The sequence below is a fragment of the Isoptericola sp. BMS4 genome, from assembly GCF_011634835.1.
Taxonomy (GTDB): Bacteria; Actinomycetota; Actinomycetes; order Actinomycetales; family Cellulomonadaceae; genus Isoptericola.
The window spans coordinates 1,272,046-1,287,468 of the sequence record NZ_SIRP01000001.1 but is presented as its reverse complement, the minus strand read 5'-3'; the positions used below and the strand labels follow the sequence as shown (position 1 = coordinate 1,287,468).

The following is a 15,423-nucleotide window of genomic DNA, read 5'->3' as shown; positions in this document are numbered from 1 at the left end:
CCTACTCCGTCCCGCGCACCACGGGGTGCAGCGACAGGACGACGGCGTCGAAGAGTTCGAGCATCGCCGTCCGGAGCGGCACGAACGGCGTGGCGAACGACACGTGCAGCACCGGCTTGAGCCCGCGCCGTCCCATCCAGTAGTCGGCGCGGAGCTCCGGCAGGACGGGGTCGCCGTCCGCGTCGGTCCGCTCGATATCGCTCTGCCGCACGCCACGCAGCACCCAGCCGTCGTCGAGCGTCCGACGGTCGACGTCCGCACCCGAGAGCGACCCGATGATCCGCGCGAGCAGCTCGTCGGTCTCGGTCCCGGCACCCACCTCGATCGGGAAGACCGCCATGGTGCCGGTGATCGCCATGTCCCCGACGTCCATGCTGAACACCGTCAGCCCGATGGCGCCCTCCTCGGCCGCGCCGTGCGCCGCCCGGGAGAGATGGTCCCGCGCCTCGCGACGGGCCCGCGCCTGGTCGTCCCGGCGCCCCAGCCGGCGCACGACCACGGCACGCACGCGCTCGTCGATCCGCTCCGCGTCGTCGAGCGGGACCGGCCACCAGCCGTTCGGGTACACGAACGCCCAGTGCGTCGCCGCGGCGACGACGTCCTCCGGCTCGCTGTCCTCGGGCAGCTCGGCCTCGTCCGCGGTCGCGGTGGAGAGCGTCACCGGATCTCCTCCCCGAACCAGCTCTCCCAGGCCTGCTCGTGCATCCCGACGTCGTGCCACATCAGCAGCGCGGTCAGACCGACGAGCACCACGATCACGCCGATCAGCGCGGCACCCCACCAGACCGCCCGACGGCCTGTGGAGACACGCCCGAAACCATGCGCCGCGTAATACGCGAGGTACACGATCGCCGCGATCACCACCGCGACGGCGACCACCACCGCGATGCCCGGGTCCTGCCCCTCCGGCGGCGCTCCCGACGGCAGCGCCTCACCCGCGTACTCGCGCAGGTCCCACACGTCGTACGCGTCCCAGGCCAGGTCCTCGAGGGCTTCCTCGTACCGGGACGTGCTGTACGCGAGCCCCAGGGCAAGGAACATCGACGTCGCGGCACCGCCACGCAGGAGATAGCCAGGGATGGTCGTTCGTGCCTCCATGAGTGCACGCCGAGTACGCGGGAGCCGGAAGATCCCGAACGCGGTGAAGTACGGGAACCACAGAACGACGACGATCAGGAAGAGACCAGTTGTGGTCGCGAGCACACCCGGCGGATCGCTCGGCAGCGTCATTCGCCGTACCCGACGATCGAGTACACGGAGTCCTCCATCAGGCAGGCGAACTCCTCGTCCACATCATCCACGAGGTGCGCGTACGGGGTGTCGCACTCGATCTCGACCACCTCGTCCTTGATGTACGGGAAGAACGTCAGCCGCCACGTGAACAGCAGCACACCGGTGACGTTGTCCGTGGAGTCGAGGCCTTGGACGAGAGCTGGGCCGTTCTTGGTCTCATGGGGCGTCGCGGAGTACCCGCTGACGGTCACGCCGGGAATCCGCGGCACCTTCCGGGCACGCTTGACGGCCTTGCGGAACGCCTTGAGCGGGTCACCCCGGTCGGCGAACGTCCGGACCAGGATGCTCGCCGTGGGCAGGTACCCGTTCCTCTCCGGGAACCACACCCCGACACCCCACGCCTGGCCGTCCGCCATCGCCCGCTCGTCCACCGCCCGTACGCCCGCGAGCACCGCGTCGCTGTTCTCCCCACCGGGCACCTGCGCCGCCACGTCGGCCCTCCCCGCCTCGTTGAGGCCGGCGGCCCAGAAGATCCACCCCTCGCGGTCCTGGAACGTGAACACCGCGTCCTCTTCCCACGGCATCGGTCGTGCGTCGTTTGTCATGAGTCACCAGGTCCTGGAGTCGCGGTACAGAAGGTTGCCGTTACCGACCACGTCGGCCGTGTACGGGGCTACGACCGAGCCGAACGACCCGAAACGCGCCGGGCTCCAAGAGTTCAGGCGCTCGAGGGTCCGGACGTATCCGGTCGCCCGGTTGGCGAACTGCGGCACAGCGTTCACATTCTGCAGCGCCTGGAGGCCACGAGCGGCCTCGCCATGCCCCATGAAGTTGAGGATCCAGGCCCTCCCACTCAGACCGGAGAAGGAGCGGATCCCCGCACGGAACCAGCTCACCGGGTTGTACCAGGTGACCGGAAGACTGCGGAAGCCCGCCGTCGCGCGCGCCCACGCCTCGCGCGCGACGACGCGGTTCGACGGACTACCGAGCCGTCTCAAGCGGCCGTTGACCCTGAGTTGTCGCGACGCGCCCTGGGCGAGCCCCCGCTGACCAGCCAACTTCGATGCGATTCCGGCGAAGCGTCCTACGCCGAAAGTAGCCGCACCGATCAAACCAAGGATGGCGTTCGTCCAGGGCTGCTCGCCCTTTAGCGCGAGAGCGATATCTGCCACGAGAGCGACCACCGTGGCCACGAACGCGACGACAGTCAGGAACTGCCCCAGGATCGGCACCCACCCCAGGACGAGGGCGGCGATACCAGCCCACATCGCGATCTTCCCAGCCCACTTCGAGACGAAACCCGCGACCGCGGAGCCCCACTTCTCCCACCAGCCGTCATTGAGGTCGTCCGACGCGACCGACTCGGAGATCGTCTCCGCCGCCGCGCCGGCGTCGTCGTGCCACCGCGAGACGATGCCCGGCAACTCGCCGACGACGGCGTTCAGAGCTGCCCGGGCGTCGCTCACCTCACCGTCGGCGGCCACCTTCGCGCGCCACGCGTCAGGGTCAGGCCCTTCCGCCGACCCGTGCGTCTGCTGCACGGCGTCGTCATAGCTCGACTGCGCGTTCGATGCCGTGGCCTCCGCCGCGTCGAGGCGGTCCTGGGCCTCCCTCGCCCGGCCGAGCAGCTCGAGGGCCGCGTCCTGGGCCTCCCGGTGCTGGGTCGCGTAGACCCTGAGCGCGCCGGCGACGGCCTCGTACCGGCCCTGGGCCTTGTTGACCTCACCGCGCACGTCCTCGGCCTTGGAGCGCAGGGCTTCGACAGCCTCGGACGTGAAGCCGTCCATGTCCTCGATCACGCCGAGTGCTCGGTACGCGTCGCCCATGGCAGTCGCGACCTCCTCGTAGTGGACCGCCGCCCGGCTGGACACGTCGGGGCCGCCCGGGACCGGATCGGCGGCGGCCAACGGTTCCCAGCTCACTGATTCTCCTCCAGGCTTGCGGCGAGGTCGCGGTCCAGGCTGCGGAACTCCGAGGCGACCGCCGCGGTGAGCTCCGCGAGGTTGGCGATGCTCTCCTGCAACGTGCTCCGTCGCTCGCTCCAGTCGTGAGCGAACGCGGTGATCGCGCCGGCCAGCGTGTCGTCGCCGACGGCGTCCGCCACCGTCTGCGCGTATCGATCCGCATCGTCGAACTCCCGGGCGACGATGTCCAGGTTCGACGCCGTCTCCTCGACGAGGTCGGTGTCGACCACCAGGTCTGCCATGGTTCCCTCCGTCACTCGCCAGGCCGCGAGCAGGCTACCGCCTTGCCCTCACGGCTCGCCGCAGACGTCGAGGGGCGGCCCGGACACCGGACCACCCCTCGACGACACCGGCCCCACGCGGCCGGAAGCACTGACAGACGTCAGCCGCGGATACCCTGTGCCAGCTGCGCGTCCGCGTCCGACAGCGTCTGCGCCGCCTGCTCCAGGAACGACGCCATCCCGTTGCGCAGCTGACCCGCCTGGGACCGCAGCTCGTCGTAAGTCACGTTCATGTTCGCCATGAGAATCTCCTCAGTCTCGCTCCACCGGCCGGCCCCCTGACCGGCCGCCCGTCGTCGAGAACGACCCTAGCGGTCTCCGCGAGCAACCGTCGATGGGGAGAGGTCCCCATGCCGGCACGGTCCGCGAGCCGCTGCGGGCGCGGCGTCCGAGACGCCGGACCGAGCGAGAGACGCCCTGCCACGTGGCACGATGTCGTTCCGGGCTCCTCCCCTGTCCGTGTCGGTCGCCCGGTTGGCGAGCGACATGACAGGAGGATGAGCAGACCACCACTCAGGAGCGGATGGACGGCGAAGAACGACAGACAGAACCAGGCTGCTCAGGCCATGCGGCCGGCGAGCTGGGCGCTCGGCGCGGCCGCGCTGATCTGCGTTCTCGGGGTGATCGCCAACGTCTCCGCCTCGAACGCCTTCGCTGCGGCGGGGGGTTGGGTCACGGTCGTCGTGATCCTGATTCTCGTCCCCGTCTGGGCAGGACTCTCCATCGTCCGCCGGACGAACCGCAACGCCGCACGGATGTCCGACGGCTCCTCGAGTCGTCCCGAGCCACGGGCGATCTCAAGGGACTCGACGTTGTCCACGACCAAGAAGGCGGACCGAAGACGGGTCGGCGCGAGGCTGACCGCCTTCCACCACGGGCCACACGGCAGGGGTCGTCGTCCGGCTTAGGAACCGGATTCGGCGGCTGCACCAGCCGTGGAACTCCCGTAGTGTGCGGCCGTCATGGCACGGCCGCCCGGTGGACACGACGCCCCGGTGGGGCGGAACGAGAAGGAGCACCGATGCCCACGCCCCCTAACGGCTCGCGTCCGACCCGCCCGAAGAGGATCGAGACGCCGGTCATGATCGCGACGCTGATCTGCCTCGCCCTCGCCGGCGTGGGAGCGTTCACCGGTTTCGAGGTCCTGGGCGGCCTGGGTCCTGTACCCGTCCTGATCGTGCTGATCGTCCTCGTCTTCGTGGGGGGCGCCGTCATGACCATCCGGAGGATCGGCGCACTCCGGGCAGCGTCCGTGAACGACCCGGAGCACTGACGAACGAGCGGGGAGCGCAGAGCAGGAGCAACAAGGACATCCCGTACAGCGTCGGGGGCCAGCGTGGTCCGCGACCGACTCGGACGGCCTCGTCGTCGGAGGCAGGCCATCCCTGGTCCCCGCCGGCCGACGCATATCCTCCCTGCGAACCGACATCGGACGAGGGACGACATGACGACCGTGAACTGGCTGACCCAGGGCCACCGCTCCGACGCCATCATCATCACAGCACCCGCGACACCGGACGAGACCGCCGCGACAGCGGCGAACGACCTCGACGGACTCCTCCTTCGCCCGACCGCCGAGGAGCTTCCCGGCTGGTTCCGCCGGGTGCAGAAGCTCGGATACTGGTGGTACCTGGTCTGCGTCGTCGTGACCGTGCCGGTCTTCGCCGCCCTCGGGTCCGCCCCGACGGGAACGCGCCTCGCCATCGGCGCGGGCGCCGGAGTCACCCTCGCCCTCCTCAGCGGCGCGGCCATGAACTCGATCGCCCACGCACAGGCCCGCCGCGAGGCCAGCGCAGGCGCCCGCGCACGACGCGACTCGCTGCGCGACGTGGCCCGCGTCGCTCCACCACGCGCCCAGGAAACCGTGCCCGCGATCCTCGAGGCACACCCCGAGACCGAAGCGGAGCTCCACCGGCTCGTCTGGCGCGCCGCGCAGCACCAGACCCCCGACGGCCGCGACGCGCTCGACCACCTCGAGCGGCTCCTCGCCGACGCCGCCCCCGGCGTCGCGGCACACCGCACGGCCGACGACGAGGAGCTCGAACGCAAGCTCGCAGACCTCCGCAAGCGCAACGGGCTCTGACCGGAACGCGCGACCGGGCGCCAGCTATCGTCGGCGCGGCCCCAGGTTCGCCGGTCCGCGCCGTGGACGACCGCAGGCGCGACGCACCGCCGACGCCGTTCCCACCGCTGCTCCACCGAGCGAAGTCCGCACGCAGCGTTCGAGCGACGAGTACGACGGACACGACGACGAGGGCGATCGCGACGACCAGGCAGACGGTCCGCACCGGCTCCGCGACGTCGCGGGACGCCCAGACGAAGAGCAGCACCCAAGCCAACCCGGCGGGAAGCATGGCGCGGAACCTGGGCATCTCCAAGGACCAGCCGGCCATGTACCACTTCATCAGCATGTCGGTGAAGCGGCTCGGCCGGTTCGGCTTCAGCGACAGAGCGACGGTCCCGACCGTCGGGGGCCCGAGCGTCGTACCTCGTGGTGTGTACGTCGTGTGAGACAACCGTTCGCTCGCATAGGAGGGCCGGAGCGCGCGGACGGAGTACGTGAAGCACAGCAGCGCCAGGGGCCACGCCATCGTCGGCAGGTGGAACGACGCTGCCGGCCCCATGGCTGCGGCCAGGATCGGCACCACGACGAGGATCAGCATCACCCACCCGAAGACCGGCGTGTCCCCGAGGACCTGACCGAGGACGATCTCGTCGTCGAAGTAGACGTACGCGATGGCGCCAGGCGCCAGGAGCACGGCGACGAGCCAGAGCAGCACCCACACCCATGCCAGGCAGAAGTACCCGACGGGCCTCAGGAGCAACGCAGCCCCCGACGGCGCGGAGGCCTCCCGCACCGGTGCCCCGTCATCCCTCACGTCCGGCAACGACATGCCCGGCACCCCTTGTTCGGTTCCCTCCACTCGGCCGGCCGACCGGTTCAGCTGTTCGGGGCGTCCTTCATGCGGTCGCGCATCCGACGGTCCCGCCGCCGGCGCAGCTCCTCGAGACGCCGTGCCCGCTCGGTCGCGGTCATCTCGCCGACCCCGCCGTCGGGGACCGAGTCCACGGATCCGGCGAAGCGCGCACGGAACGCCCGGACGCCCAGCACGGCCGACGTCGCCAGGAGCACGACCACGAGAACGCCCGCCGCCACGTGCACGGCGTCGGAGACCCCCGGGATCAGCGCGGTGATCGCCGCCGGCCATGCCAGCCCCGCGGGGAGCATCGCCAGGACCGTACGCCCGTCCACGCTCCAGCCTGCCGCGTAGAACCGCATGACGGCGTCGGTGAACGGGGTGCGGCGGACCGGCTGGAGCGAGAGCGCGACCCGGCCCACGGTCAGCGGGCCCACGGTGCTGCCCCACATCGCATACGACGTGCGCGACAGGCGCTCGCCGCGGTACCCGCTCCGCAGCGCCCGGCCGGCGTAGGTGAACGACAGCACCGCCAGCGGCCAGGACGCGGTCAGCACGTACCAGCCGCCCGCCCCGATCGTCAGTGCCAGCACGGGCAGGACGACCACGACGAACGCGACCGCCTCGCCGAGGTGGGACAAGCGGTCACCGACCCCCGCGACCAGGCTCTCCGAGTCGACGAACGCCAGGTACGGGACCGACCCCACCAGGAGCAGCACCGCGGCCAGCCAGATCGCCGACCAGACCAGCCCGACCAGCAGGTAGCCGAGCGGCCGCAGCACCAGCGCGGCCCGCGACGGAGCCTCCCCGCCGCCCGACGCACCGGCTGCGGCACTCGTGCTGTTCTCCGCCATTCTCGTCTCCGTCTCGGGCGCTCGATCACGGTCACGTGCTTCCTGGTGCCTCGGCGGCACCATAGACCACGGCACGGGTGTGGCGGCGCGGGCGGTCCCACGGACGCCCTGCCACGTGGCACGATGCGTACGTCCGGGACTCCGACGCGGCGACCGCCGCCGGGTGCCGGACGACATGACAGCGGGACGTGCTGACCTCGACAGGAGCGGACGGATGGCGAACAGGAAGAACACGGGGGCCCAGGCCGGCCAGGCCATGCGGCCGGCGAGCTGGGCGCTCGCCGCGGCCGTGGTGATCTGCGTGCTCGGTGTGGTCGCCAACGTCGCCGCCCCGAGCGCGTTCGCCGCGGTCGGCGGCTGGGTCACGGTCGTCGTGATCGTGCTCGTGATCTCCGTCTGGGCCGGACTGTCCATGGTTCGCCGGACGAACCAGAACGTCGCCCGGATGGAGGACGAGGACGGCGCGGGCGACTGATCGCCGCGCCGACGCACCCGTCGCCCGGGACGCCCGTCAGGACCGGTCGTCGCCCTCGTCGTCCAGGAACTCGATCGAGTCGACGATCTCGTCGAACAGCACGGCGAACGGCTCCGCCGACGGGATGTCGGACACGTTGACCCGCACGAACAGCATCCTCGCGGGGTCTTTCGGGTGCGGCATGTGGTATTCGAGCCGCATCGTCAGGACGTCGACCGCATCGTCCCCGTCCCCGGCCCGGCCCTGGGACATCTCCACGACGCGGGCGGCGGGACGGCCGTTCCGCTGGACCGCGACCTCGCCGTCCGGGTACGCGGCGCGGAGGGCGGCCTCGTAGTCGCCGTCTGCCGCGAGCGGAGCCGCCGCGGCAGGCCACTCGTCGTCCGTCATCAGGAGGGCCGCGGGGAACGGGACACCGGGGGCGATCTCCAACGACATCAGATAGGTGTGCACCCCCGCGCCGACGGCCTCGCGTGCCGTGGCGAGCAGCTCCTCGACGGCCTGGCGGCGCATGCGCGCGAGCTGGTCCGCGGTGCCGACCTGCCGCTTGACGAGGCGCTTGATGAACGCCGTGGCCCGCTCGGCCGACTCCAGCGGGATGCTGACCCAGGTCCCGGGCACGATGACCCGCACCTCGCCACCGAGGACCTTCAGCTCCGGGGCCGCTTCCTGCGTCATACCGCCTCCGTCTCCACCGAGAGCCCCGCGAGCAGGTCCAGCATCTCCTGGGGCATGTCGTCGAAGGTCCCTACGCTGCGCGCCACCGCCGTCACCTCGACCATGTCGCGGCTGTCGGCGGGGAAGACGCCGAGCACCACCCGCTCCTCGAGCATGCCCGTCCCCTCCTCGCCGAACTCGCCGAAGTGCGTGATCATCGCGTGCAGCCCGGTGACGTCCCCCGCTTCGACGGCGCCGTCGACCTGGCCCGCGAACGCGTAGTCGTGCTCGTCCGAGCTCTCCACCGCCTCGGCGAGCTGCGCCGCGAACTCGTCCGACGCCAGGTCCGGCTGCGCCGTGACGGTGACCATCGCATCGACCACCCCGAGCTCCGGACGGCGGACCAGCGCTCCGGTCACGAGCCCGGGCATCCCGGTGTCCGCGACGGCGCGAGCGACGTCCTCCAGCTGCCGTGCGAGCCCGCCCGCGAGCTCTTCCACGGGGAGGTCGTGCCCGCCCGAGGTGCCCACGTCGGCGACGAGGGCCGCCGCCGTCGACGTCGCCCACTCAGGGACGCTCGCGGGCGCGTCGGTCGGCACCGCCACCCACGACTCAGGCAGCCGGAGCTCGAACCCGGCGATCTGGCGGGTCACCAGGAGCCCGCCACGTAGCCATCGTGCTCGGTCACGTCCTGGACGGCACCGACGTCGTTGTTGATGTTGACGCCGAGCCCGGTGATCTTGCCCCAGCTCCCGCCCGCGCCGCTGCTCGCCAGGGAGTTGCTTCCCTCGTACGACCCCCAGCCGTCACCACCACCGATCGAGGACCCGAGCTTGGCGGCGTTGTTCGCGAGGTTCGCCGTCTGGTTGAACACGGCGCCCACCGCGGCGATGGACTGCGCGTTGGCCGTGACGTTGTCGATCCGCAGCCCGGTCTGGCTGAAGTGGCTCATCATGTCCACGACGTCGTCGTTGCCCAGGGCGAAGCGCGCCGCGCCGTCCTTGTACGGCAGGGGGAACTGAGAGCCGCGCCACGACTTGAAGGCGTTCTTGTACAGTCCGTTCTTGACCATCCCCGCGACGGCCTTGTCGCCCGCCGTGCGGACGAACGGCGACTTCAGCACCTCGGTGACACGCTGCCCCTTGGTCAGCGCGAACGTCTTGCGCGAGCTCTTGAGCAGCGCGCTGCCGAACTTCGCCTTCGCGGCGCCGTTGCTCATGCGTGCCGCGGTCTGCACGACCGAGCGCGCCTTCGCGTACTTCGCGACCGAGCTGATCGCCTTGCCGCCGAAGAGGCCCATCACACCGAGGCCCACCCCGAGGAGCATCGCCCCGAAGCCGATCTCGCCGCGCGCGAACTTCACGATGCTCTCCACGATCGAGATGATCGCGCCGATGGCGGCGAGCACCATGAGGATCTGTCCCAGGACCGGGACCCAGGAGAGGAAGATCGCCAGGATGCCGGCGATGTCGCAGATGACCTTGAAGACCTTGTAGATGCCCTTGGCGACGTTCTTGATCTTGTCCCAGGTGCTGTCCTCGAGGCCGTGCACCCTGTCGCCCGACACGACCTCCTCGATCTTCGACATCGCCGTGCTGGCGGCGCTGTTCTTGTCGCCGTGGCCGCTGTTCCAGTACGCCTCCTGGACCTGGATGTCGTGCTCCAGTCCGGAGACCGTGGAGCTGGCCCCGGACGCCGCGCGGTTCGCCTCGTCCTTGTCGGCCTGGCTCGCGTCGTCCGGGAGGTCGTCCACCTGGCTCTCGGCGATGCGCGCGGTGGCCCGCGCGTCCTCGAGCTGGTCGCGGAGGGTCCGCAGCTTCTCCGCGGCGGGGTCGGCCTCGTTCTTCGCGCCCCGCAGCGCGGCACCGTAGGTGCTCAGCGCCTCACCCGTGGTGGAGTAGCGGTCGCGGGCCTTCTCGATGTCCTCGCGCACCTCTCCCGCGAGCTTGCGGGTCGCCTCCATGGACTTCGCGGTCGTGTTGGTGTCGTCGACGATCTGCTGGAGGGTGCCGACCGAGCGCGTGATCGCCTCGGCGAGCTCCGTGTACGTACGACCCTTGGACTCGACGACGCTCGCCTCGCCGTCGAGCTCCTGCCACTGCGTGTCACTCATGGTGTTGGATCCCTACTTCTTCCCGGCCGACTCTTCGAGCGACTTCGCCAGCTCGGTGTCGATCTCCGTGAACGTGTCCGCGATCTGGGCGATGATGTCCGACAGCTTCTTGACGTTCTCGAGCATCTCGCCGCGCTTGATCTCCCACTTGTCGGCGAAGTCGTTGACGCGGTCGCGCAGGTCGTCGTGACCCGTCGCGTCGGCGGCGGCCTGCGCGTTCGCGTCGGCGTTCTCCAGCTCGTCGGTGATCGCCTTGAGGTCTTCCTTGAGCGTCGTCAACTGGTCCATGTCGATCGACAGGTCGTACCCGGCCACGTCTCCCCCTCGTTCTCGCACACGCTCGTCGTCTCACCGCCGAGCAGCACGTTAGCCCAGCGTGTCCGGGGGGTCGATGGGGAGACCTCCCCATCGCCCCTCCCGCTCAGTCGTCCAGGACCAGCGGCAGCTGCACCCGCGTGTGCTTGCCGCGGGCGATCCACGCACCGCGGCCGACGGGGAACTCGCCCTTGCCCGCACGCGGCAGCGACGTCTTGAGGATCGTGTCGCCGTCGAGGTTCTCCGGCTGCAGGATGAGCCCGCGGCGACCGTTCTTCACCTCGCCGAGCAGCGGCCAGGTGGCACCCCAGCCGGCCGTCTCCGCCTCGGCGACGAGCAGGTGGTCGCTGTTGCGCATCGCCTTCGTGAGGTCCTGGATCGGCTTGTCCGCCGGGGACTGCAGGTACTCGTTGATCCCCTCGATGAGCACCACGATGCCGGGGTCGACGTCGTCGTCCTGGACCGCGTCCAGCAGGACCGTGGCCAGCGCCTTGACCTTCTCGATCCCCGTCGCCACCTCGGTCCAGGGCAGCTTGTCGGCGATCGCCGACCGGCCCTGCGCGAACAGGTACAGCCGCGCGTCGGGGTTCGCTCGCAGCACGGACCGCCCGATCGAGACGAGCGCGTTGCTGCGGCCCGAGCCGGGAGGCCCGGCCACCACCAGCGTCCCCGACGGCTCGAAGCCCACCGGACCGAGCGTGATGCCGTCCAGGCCCAGCACCGGCTGGCCGTCGAGGCGCGGCGGCAGCTCGTCCGCGCGGTACTCGGTGGGCAGCACCCGCACCTGCGGGGCGGGCCGGACGCCCGCCTCCTGCATGGACCGGCCGAGGCGCTCGGTCGCCGCCGCCTGCGCGGAGACCGACGTCGTCCCGCCGATGACCGCGACCTGCACCTCCAGCCCGTCGAGCAGCGCGCGCCCGTTCGGGGAGTCGGACGTGATGACGTCGCGCGGCGCGTTGAACGCCAGGTACCCGTCGTCCGTCATCCGCAGCAGCAGGTTGCGCTGCACCATGGACCGCACGTACGTCGGCACAGCACCGGAGCGGTCGGCGGTGAACACGACGTGCATGCCCAGGGCGCGCCCGTCGTTGAGGATGTCGCGGAACACGTCGAACCACTCCGCGCGGCCCGCCCCGACCTCGAAGTCGTCCCGGAAGCCGGGGAACCCGTCCACCAGGAGCATGAGGCGCGGCACGTCATGGCGGCCGGTGATCTGGCGGTACTCGGTGATGCTCGACGCCGACACCGCGGCGAACTCCTCGCCACGCCGCTGCAGCTCGCCACGCAGCATCCGCATCACGGCGACCACCCGCTCGACGTCGTCGCCCTTGGCGATCCCGCCGACGTGCGGCAGCGAGGACAGCATCCGCAGCGCGCCGGCGGCGAAGTCCAGCCCGTACACGTGCACGGGGCCGCCGCGCGGCGTGATCCCCGCGGCCGCGGCGAGCGTGCGCAGTGCGGTGCTCTTGCCGGCGCCGCCCGTGCCGTACACGCCGAGGTGGCCGTCCGTGTCCGGCTCGAAGTACACGGGCCGCTGCGCCTGCTGCTCCGGGATGTCGGCGACGCCGACCAGGATCTCGGTGTCCGTCCGCTGGTGCAGCCGCGTCAGGTCGTAGGCGTCGGCCATCGAGTCCAGCCACGGCCGCCGCGGCGCCGGCAGCCGCCCCGCGGTGAAGGCCGCGGTGATCTGCGCGACCAGCCGCTGCTGGTCGTTGGGGCCGAGGTCGACGTCGTCGTCCACGCTCGCGGACGGGTCGACGGGCTCCTCCCACTTCTCCTCGCGGCCGAAGTGCAGGCCGGCGACCTCGATCGCCGCCCGCTCCGGCTCCCGCGTGCTCCAGGCGCCGGCGTAGCCGGACTGGAAGGACTGCAGGCGGCCGGGGCCCGTCTTGACGACGCCACGGCCCGGGATCGCCGGGTCGATGTGCGCCGCGTCCTTGATGTCGACGACGTCGCTCGAGTCGGACTCGTCGGCCATGCGCAGCGCCACGCGCAGGTTGGTGTTGGCGCGCAGGTTGTCCTTGATGACACCCGCCGGCCGCTGGGTCGCCATGATGAGGTGGATGCCGAGCGAGCGGCCGCGCTGCGCCACGTCGACGACGCCGTCGACGAACTCGGGCACGTCGCCCACGAGAGCGGCGAACTCGTCGATGACGATCACGAGGGCCGGCGGCGTCTCCGGGTCGCCGCGCTTCTCCAGCTCGAGGAGGTCCTTGACCTTCTTGCGGTTGAAGAGGTGCTCGCGGTGGTGCAGCTCGGCGCGCAGCGACGTCAGAGCGCGCAGCACCAGGTGCTGCGACAGGTCCGTGACGAGGCCGACGCAGTGCGGCAGCTGCACGCAGTCCGCGAACGCCGAGCCGCCCTTGTAGTCCACGAACAGGAACGTCACGCGGTCCGGGCTGTACTCCGCGGCCATCGCGAGCACCCACGCCTGCAGGAACTCCGACTTGCCCGCGCCCGTGGTGCCGCCCACGAGGGCGTGCGGGCCCTGGGCACGCAGGTCGAGGTGCTGGGCGTCCATGCCCGCGGACCCGACGATGGCGCGCAGGGCACCGGCGCGCTTGCGCGGCACGGCCTGAGCGCGGTCGTACACCGACAGGTTCTGCCGCCAGCGCTCCATCACCGCGCCGGGGTCCTCGAAGAGGTCGTGCCCCAGGAGCGTCGGCATCGTCACCGACCGCGGAAGGTCGGAGGAGTCCGCCACGATGGCGCCCGCGTCGTACACGGGGGCCAGCCGACGGCCGTAGTCGAGCGCGGCCGCGGCGTCGAGCTCCTCGAGCTCGACGTCGTCCACCCAGCGACCGAGGCGGACCATGCCGACCCGCGGCCCCTCCTGGCCGAGGTCGACGAACGTGCGGCAGGCCGCCGGGAGGTACGCCGTGTCCGCCGAGATCCACAGCGGGTACACACCCGCGTCCGGGCCCTGCTCGGCGAGCTGCACCAGACGCGCCCGCTCGACGTCGATGTCGTCGGAGATCACGACGACGACGGCCGGCACGGGCGACCTCGTGCCGGACTCGGCCTTCTTGCCACCGACCTCGGCACCCCGCTCGAGCGCCGCGTCGTCCTCGTCGATGGCGCCGCGGCGCTGCGCCCCGCCGCGCGCCGCCCGCAGCCGGGTCGTGACCAGCTCCTCGAGCTCGGCGACCAGCCGGGCCGCACCGCTCGCCGAGTCGGCCAGGTGGTGCCCCTCGACCGGACTCTGCGGCGACGACGTGTGCGGGATCCAGGTGAGCCACTGCAGGTGCTGGGTCCACACCGGGCTCACCATGCCGGTGACGACCAGCTCCGACGGCGAGTGCAGGCCCGTGAGCTGCATCAGGACGGCGTTCAGGCTGCCCGCGACCTTCGCGGGCGGTCCGGCGAAGCCGAGCGCGCCGGCGTCGTACAGGTTCTCGACCACCGGGACGCCCGAGACGCTGGAGTACCGGTCCACCACGGCGTCCAGGCGCTCCTGGTACTCCTTGATGAGCGCGCCCTTGCCGGACTCCTTGACGGTGTTGCGCGACGGCATCGTGCCGATGCCGAAGCGCACGTTGAGGAAGCTCCAGTGCTCCGGGCGGCGCGTCCACAGCATCGGCCCGTGCCGCATCGCCTCGGCGAAGACGTGCTGGGTCGCCGGCGCCTCGCGCAGACGCACGGAGCGCTCCGTCTCCTCCTCGCCACCGAGGGCGTCGCGCAGGGCGTCGAGGCGTTCGTCGAAGCGCGCGATGTCGCGTTCCTTGCGCTTGCGCGTCTGCCTGTTGCGGGTCAGGAAGTTGCCGACCAGCATGATCGGCGACAGCAGGATGAACATCAGGCCCATGGGGCCGCGGCCCATCGCCAGCATGAAACCGCCCATGAGCACCGGCGCCAGCAGCGCGAGGAACGGGAAGGGCTGCGGCTCCGTCTCCTTCGGCACCTCCGGCGACTCGAACTCGTCGCCCTTGTACCGCGCCTCCACCCGCGGCGAGCGGGTGAACGCCACCGGGCCGGCCTTGGGCGCCACGCCGGACAGCGTGCGCGGCTGGCGCCGCTCGATCGTCATCGTCGTGTCCCCGACGACGACGCGCTGGCTGCCCTCGACGCGCAGCCGTTGCACGTGGTCCCCGTCGACGAGCAGGCCGTTCGCGGACCCGAGGTCGACGACGTCGACGACGTCCGAGACGTCGAGGCGCAGGTGCCGCTTGGAGACCAGCGGGTCGCTCAGCACCACGTCGCAGTCGGCGGCACGACCGAGAACCCAGCTGCCTTCGGGCAGGTCGATGCCGCTGCCGTCCGCGAACCGCAGGGTCGCGCGCACGTCGCGCGACCCCGGGTAGTCGAAGCCGGGGCGGTCCAGGTCGACCACCGCGATCTCCGCGCCGGAGCCGATCCATGCCTCACCGAGGGCAGCATCGGCGGGGAGCCGGACAGGGCGGTCCTGGCCGGGCAGCCGGGCCTCCAGGGTCCGTGGGCCGGCGGCCCCCGCCGCGGGGCCGTGGCGGTCGACCCGGGCGATGGTGGAGGCCACCTCGCCGATCGTCGCCCCCGCGTCCGCCGTGACGACGACGTCGTCGTGCGTGGTGTCGGGGCGCCGGAGCGTCACCTTGACGCGCATCGCTCTCCTCGGTTCGTTCGTTCCAGGTTCGGTA

At 71.3% G+C, this 15,423-nt stretch carries 16 protein-coding genes; 4 read left to right on the top strand and 12 right to left on the bottom strand.

The window, feature by feature from the left end; genetic code table 11:
• Window position 1 precedes the first annotated feature (1 nt).
• The 6 genes from EYB28_RS05655 to EYB28_RS05630 all read right to left on the bottom strand — a co-directional run bounded on the left by EYB28_RS05655 (window position 2) and on the right by EYB28_RS05630 (window position 3,720).
• The gene (locus EYB28_RS05655) at window positions 2-661 is read right to left on the bottom strand and encodes a hypothetical protein (protein ID WP_166845578.1); all 660 of its coding nucleotides are present in this window, start codon (window positions 659-661) and stop codon (window positions 2-4) included.
• Complete coding sequence (locus EYB28_RS05650) at window positions 658-1,230, bottom strand: hypothetical protein (protein WP_166845576.1); 573 nt, start codon at window positions 1,228-1,230, stop codon at window positions 658-660. The genes EYB28_RS05655 and EYB28_RS05650 overlap by 4 nt, the downstream gene beginning before the upstream one ends.
• The gene (locus EYB28_RS05645) at window positions 1,227-1,817 is read right to left on the bottom strand and encodes a hypothetical protein (protein WP_166845574.1); all 591 of its coding nucleotides are present in this window, start codon (window positions 1,815-1,817) and stop codon (window positions 1,227-1,229) included. Before EYB28_RS05645 ends, EYB28_RS05650 begins: the two co-directional genes overlap by 4 nt.
• A 24-nt stretch (window positions 1,818-1,841) precedes the next feature.
• The gene (locus tag EYB28_RS05640; protein WP_166845572.1) at window positions 1,842-3,155 is read right to left on the bottom strand and encodes a hypothetical protein; all 1,314 of its coding nucleotides are present in this window, start codon (window positions 3,153-3,155) and stop codon (window positions 1,842-1,844) included.
• Window positions 3,152-3,439, bottom strand: coding sequence for a hypothetical protein (locus tag EYB28_RS05635; RefSeq protein ID WP_166845571.1), 288 nt, complete (start codon window positions 3,437-3,439; stop codon window positions 3,152-3,154). The genes EYB28_RS05640 and EYB28_RS05635 overlap by 4 nt, the downstream gene beginning before the upstream one ends.
• Before the next feature lie 140 nt (window positions 3,440-3,579).
• The gene (locus tag EYB28_RS05630; protein WP_166845569.1) at window positions 3,580-3,720 is read right to left on the bottom strand and encodes a hypothetical protein; all 141 of its coding nucleotides are present in this window, start codon (window positions 3,718-3,720) and stop codon (window positions 3,580-3,582) included.
• 779 nt (window positions 3,721-4,499) lie between these two features.
• Between EYB28_RS05630 and EYB28_RS05625 the strand changes: the two genes are divergently transcribed.
• From EYB28_RS05625 to EYB28_RS05615, 3 genes are all read left to right on the top strand, one after another.
• Window positions 4,500-4,751 (top strand): hypothetical protein, encoded by a 252-nt coding sequence (locus EYB28_RS05625; protein WP_166845567.1) that lies wholly within the window; start codon window positions 4,500-4,502, stop codon window positions 4,749-4,751.
• A 171-nt stretch (window positions 4,752-4,922) separates the two neighbouring features.
• Window positions 4,923-5,561 (top strand): hypothetical protein, encoded by a 639-nt coding sequence (locus EYB28_RS05620; RefSeq protein WP_166845565.1) that lies wholly within the window; start codon window positions 4,923-4,925, stop codon window positions 5,559-5,561.
• Between the two features lie 269 nt (window positions 5,562-5,830).
• Entirely contained in the window at window positions 5,831-5,989 is a 159-nt protein-coding gene (locus tag EYB28_RS05615; protein ID WP_166845563.1) for a hypothetical protein, read from the top strand.
• 430 nt (window positions 5,990-6,419) lie between these two features.
• On the opposite strand, the gene EYB28_RS05610 is transcribed toward EYB28_RS05615, so the two are convergent.
• Complete coding sequence (locus EYB28_RS05610) at window positions 6,420-7,250, bottom strand: hypothetical protein (protein WP_166845561.1); 831 nt, start codon at window positions 7,248-7,250, stop codon at window positions 6,420-6,422.
• Window positions 7,251-7,464: 214 nt separating this feature from the next.
• On the opposite strand from EYB28_RS05610, the gene EYB28_RS05605 reads away from it, so the two are divergent.
• Window positions 7,465-7,725: a hypothetical protein gene (locus EYB28_RS05605; protein WP_166845559.1), complete on the top strand. Its 261-nt coding sequence runs from the start codon at window positions 7,465-7,467 to the stop codon at window positions 7,723-7,725.
• Window positions 7,726-7,761: 36 nt separating this feature from the next.
• Here the strand turns inward: EYB28_RS05605 and EYB28_RS05600 are convergent, their stop codons facing one another.
• The 5 genes from EYB28_RS05600 to EYB28_RS05580 all read right to left on the bottom strand — a co-directional run bounded on the left by EYB28_RS05600 (window position 7,762) and on the right by EYB28_RS05580 (window position 15,389).
• Window positions 7,762-8,403 (bottom strand): hypothetical protein, encoded by a 642-nt coding sequence (locus EYB28_RS05600; protein WP_166845557.1) that lies wholly within the window; start codon window positions 8,401-8,403, stop codon window positions 7,762-7,764.
• Window positions 8,400-9,035 (bottom strand): hypothetical protein, encoded by a 636-nt coding sequence (locus EYB28_RS05595; protein WP_166845555.1) that lies wholly within the window; start codon window positions 9,033-9,035, stop codon window positions 8,400-8,402. The genes EYB28_RS05600 and EYB28_RS05595 overlap by 4 nt, the downstream gene beginning before the upstream one ends.
• On the bottom strand, window positions 9,032-10,495 hold the full coding sequence (locus EYB28_RS05590) for a hypothetical protein (protein WP_166845553.1): 1,464 nt from the start codon (window positions 10,493-10,495) through the stop codon (window positions 9,032-9,034). Before EYB28_RS05590 ends, EYB28_RS05595 begins: the two co-directional genes overlap by 4 nt.
• Window positions 10,496-10,507: 12 nt before the next feature.
• On the bottom strand, window positions 10,508-10,810 hold the full coding sequence (locus EYB28_RS05585; RefSeq protein WP_166845551.1) for a hypothetical protein: 303 nt from the start codon (window positions 10,808-10,810) through the stop codon (window positions 10,508-10,510).
• 106 nt (window positions 10,811-10,916) lie between these two features.
• The gene (locus tag EYB28_RS05580; RefSeq protein WP_166845549.1) at window positions 10,917-15,389 is read right to left on the bottom strand and encodes an FtsK/SpoIIIE domain-containing protein; all 4,473 of its coding nucleotides are present in this window, start codon (window positions 15,387-15,389) and stop codon (window positions 10,917-10,919) included.
• Window positions 15,390-15,423 lie beyond the last annotated feature (34 nt).

Coding starts and splice junctions, on each gene's coding strand:
- EYB28_RS05650 (WP_166845576.1), bottom strand. CDS start 1,230: ATGACGCTGCCGAGCGATCCGCCGGGTGTGCTCGCGACCACAACTGGT.
- EYB28_RS05645 (WP_166845574.1), bottom strand. CDS start 1,817: ATGCCGTGGGAAGAGGACGCGGTGTTCACGTTCCAGGACCGCGAGGGG.
- EYB28_RS05635 (WP_166845571.1), bottom strand. CDS start 3,439: ATGGCAGACCTGGTGGTCGACACCGACCTCGTCGAGGAGACGGCGTCG.
- EYB28_RS05630 (WP_166845569.1), bottom strand. CDS start 3,720: ATGGCGAACATGAACGTGACTTACGACGAGCTGCGGTCCCAGGCGGGT.
- EYB28_RS05625 (WP_166845567.1), top strand. CDS start 4,500: ATGCCCACGCCCCCTAACGGCTCGCGTCCGACCCGCCCGAAGAGGATC.
- EYB28_RS05620 (WP_166845565.1), top strand. CDS start 4,923: ATGACGACCGTGAACTGGCTGACCCAGGGCCACCGCTCCGACGCCATC.
- EYB28_RS05615 (WP_166845563.1), top strand. CDS start 5,831: ATGGCGCGGAACCTGGGCATCTCCAAGGACCAGCCGGCCATGTACCAC.
- EYB28_RS05610 (WP_166845561.1), bottom strand. CDS start 7,250: ATGGCGGAGAACAGCACGAGTGCCGCAGCCGGTGCGTCGGGCGGCGGG.
- EYB28_RS05605 (WP_166845559.1), top strand. CDS start 7,465: ATGGCGAACAGGAAGAACACGGGGGCCCAGGCCGGCCAGGCCATGCGG.
- EYB28_RS05600 (WP_166845557.1), bottom strand. CDS start 8,403: ATGACGCAGGAAGCGGCCCCGGAGCTGAAGGTCCTCGGTGGCGAGGTG.
- EYB28_RS05590 (WP_166845553.1), bottom strand. CDS start 10,495: ATGAGTGACACGCAGTGGCAGGAGCTCGACGGCGAGGCGAGCGTCGTC.
- EYB28_RS05580 (WP_166845549.1), bottom strand. CDS start 15,389: ATGCGCGTCAAGGTGACGCTCCGGCGCCCCGACACCACGCACGACGAC.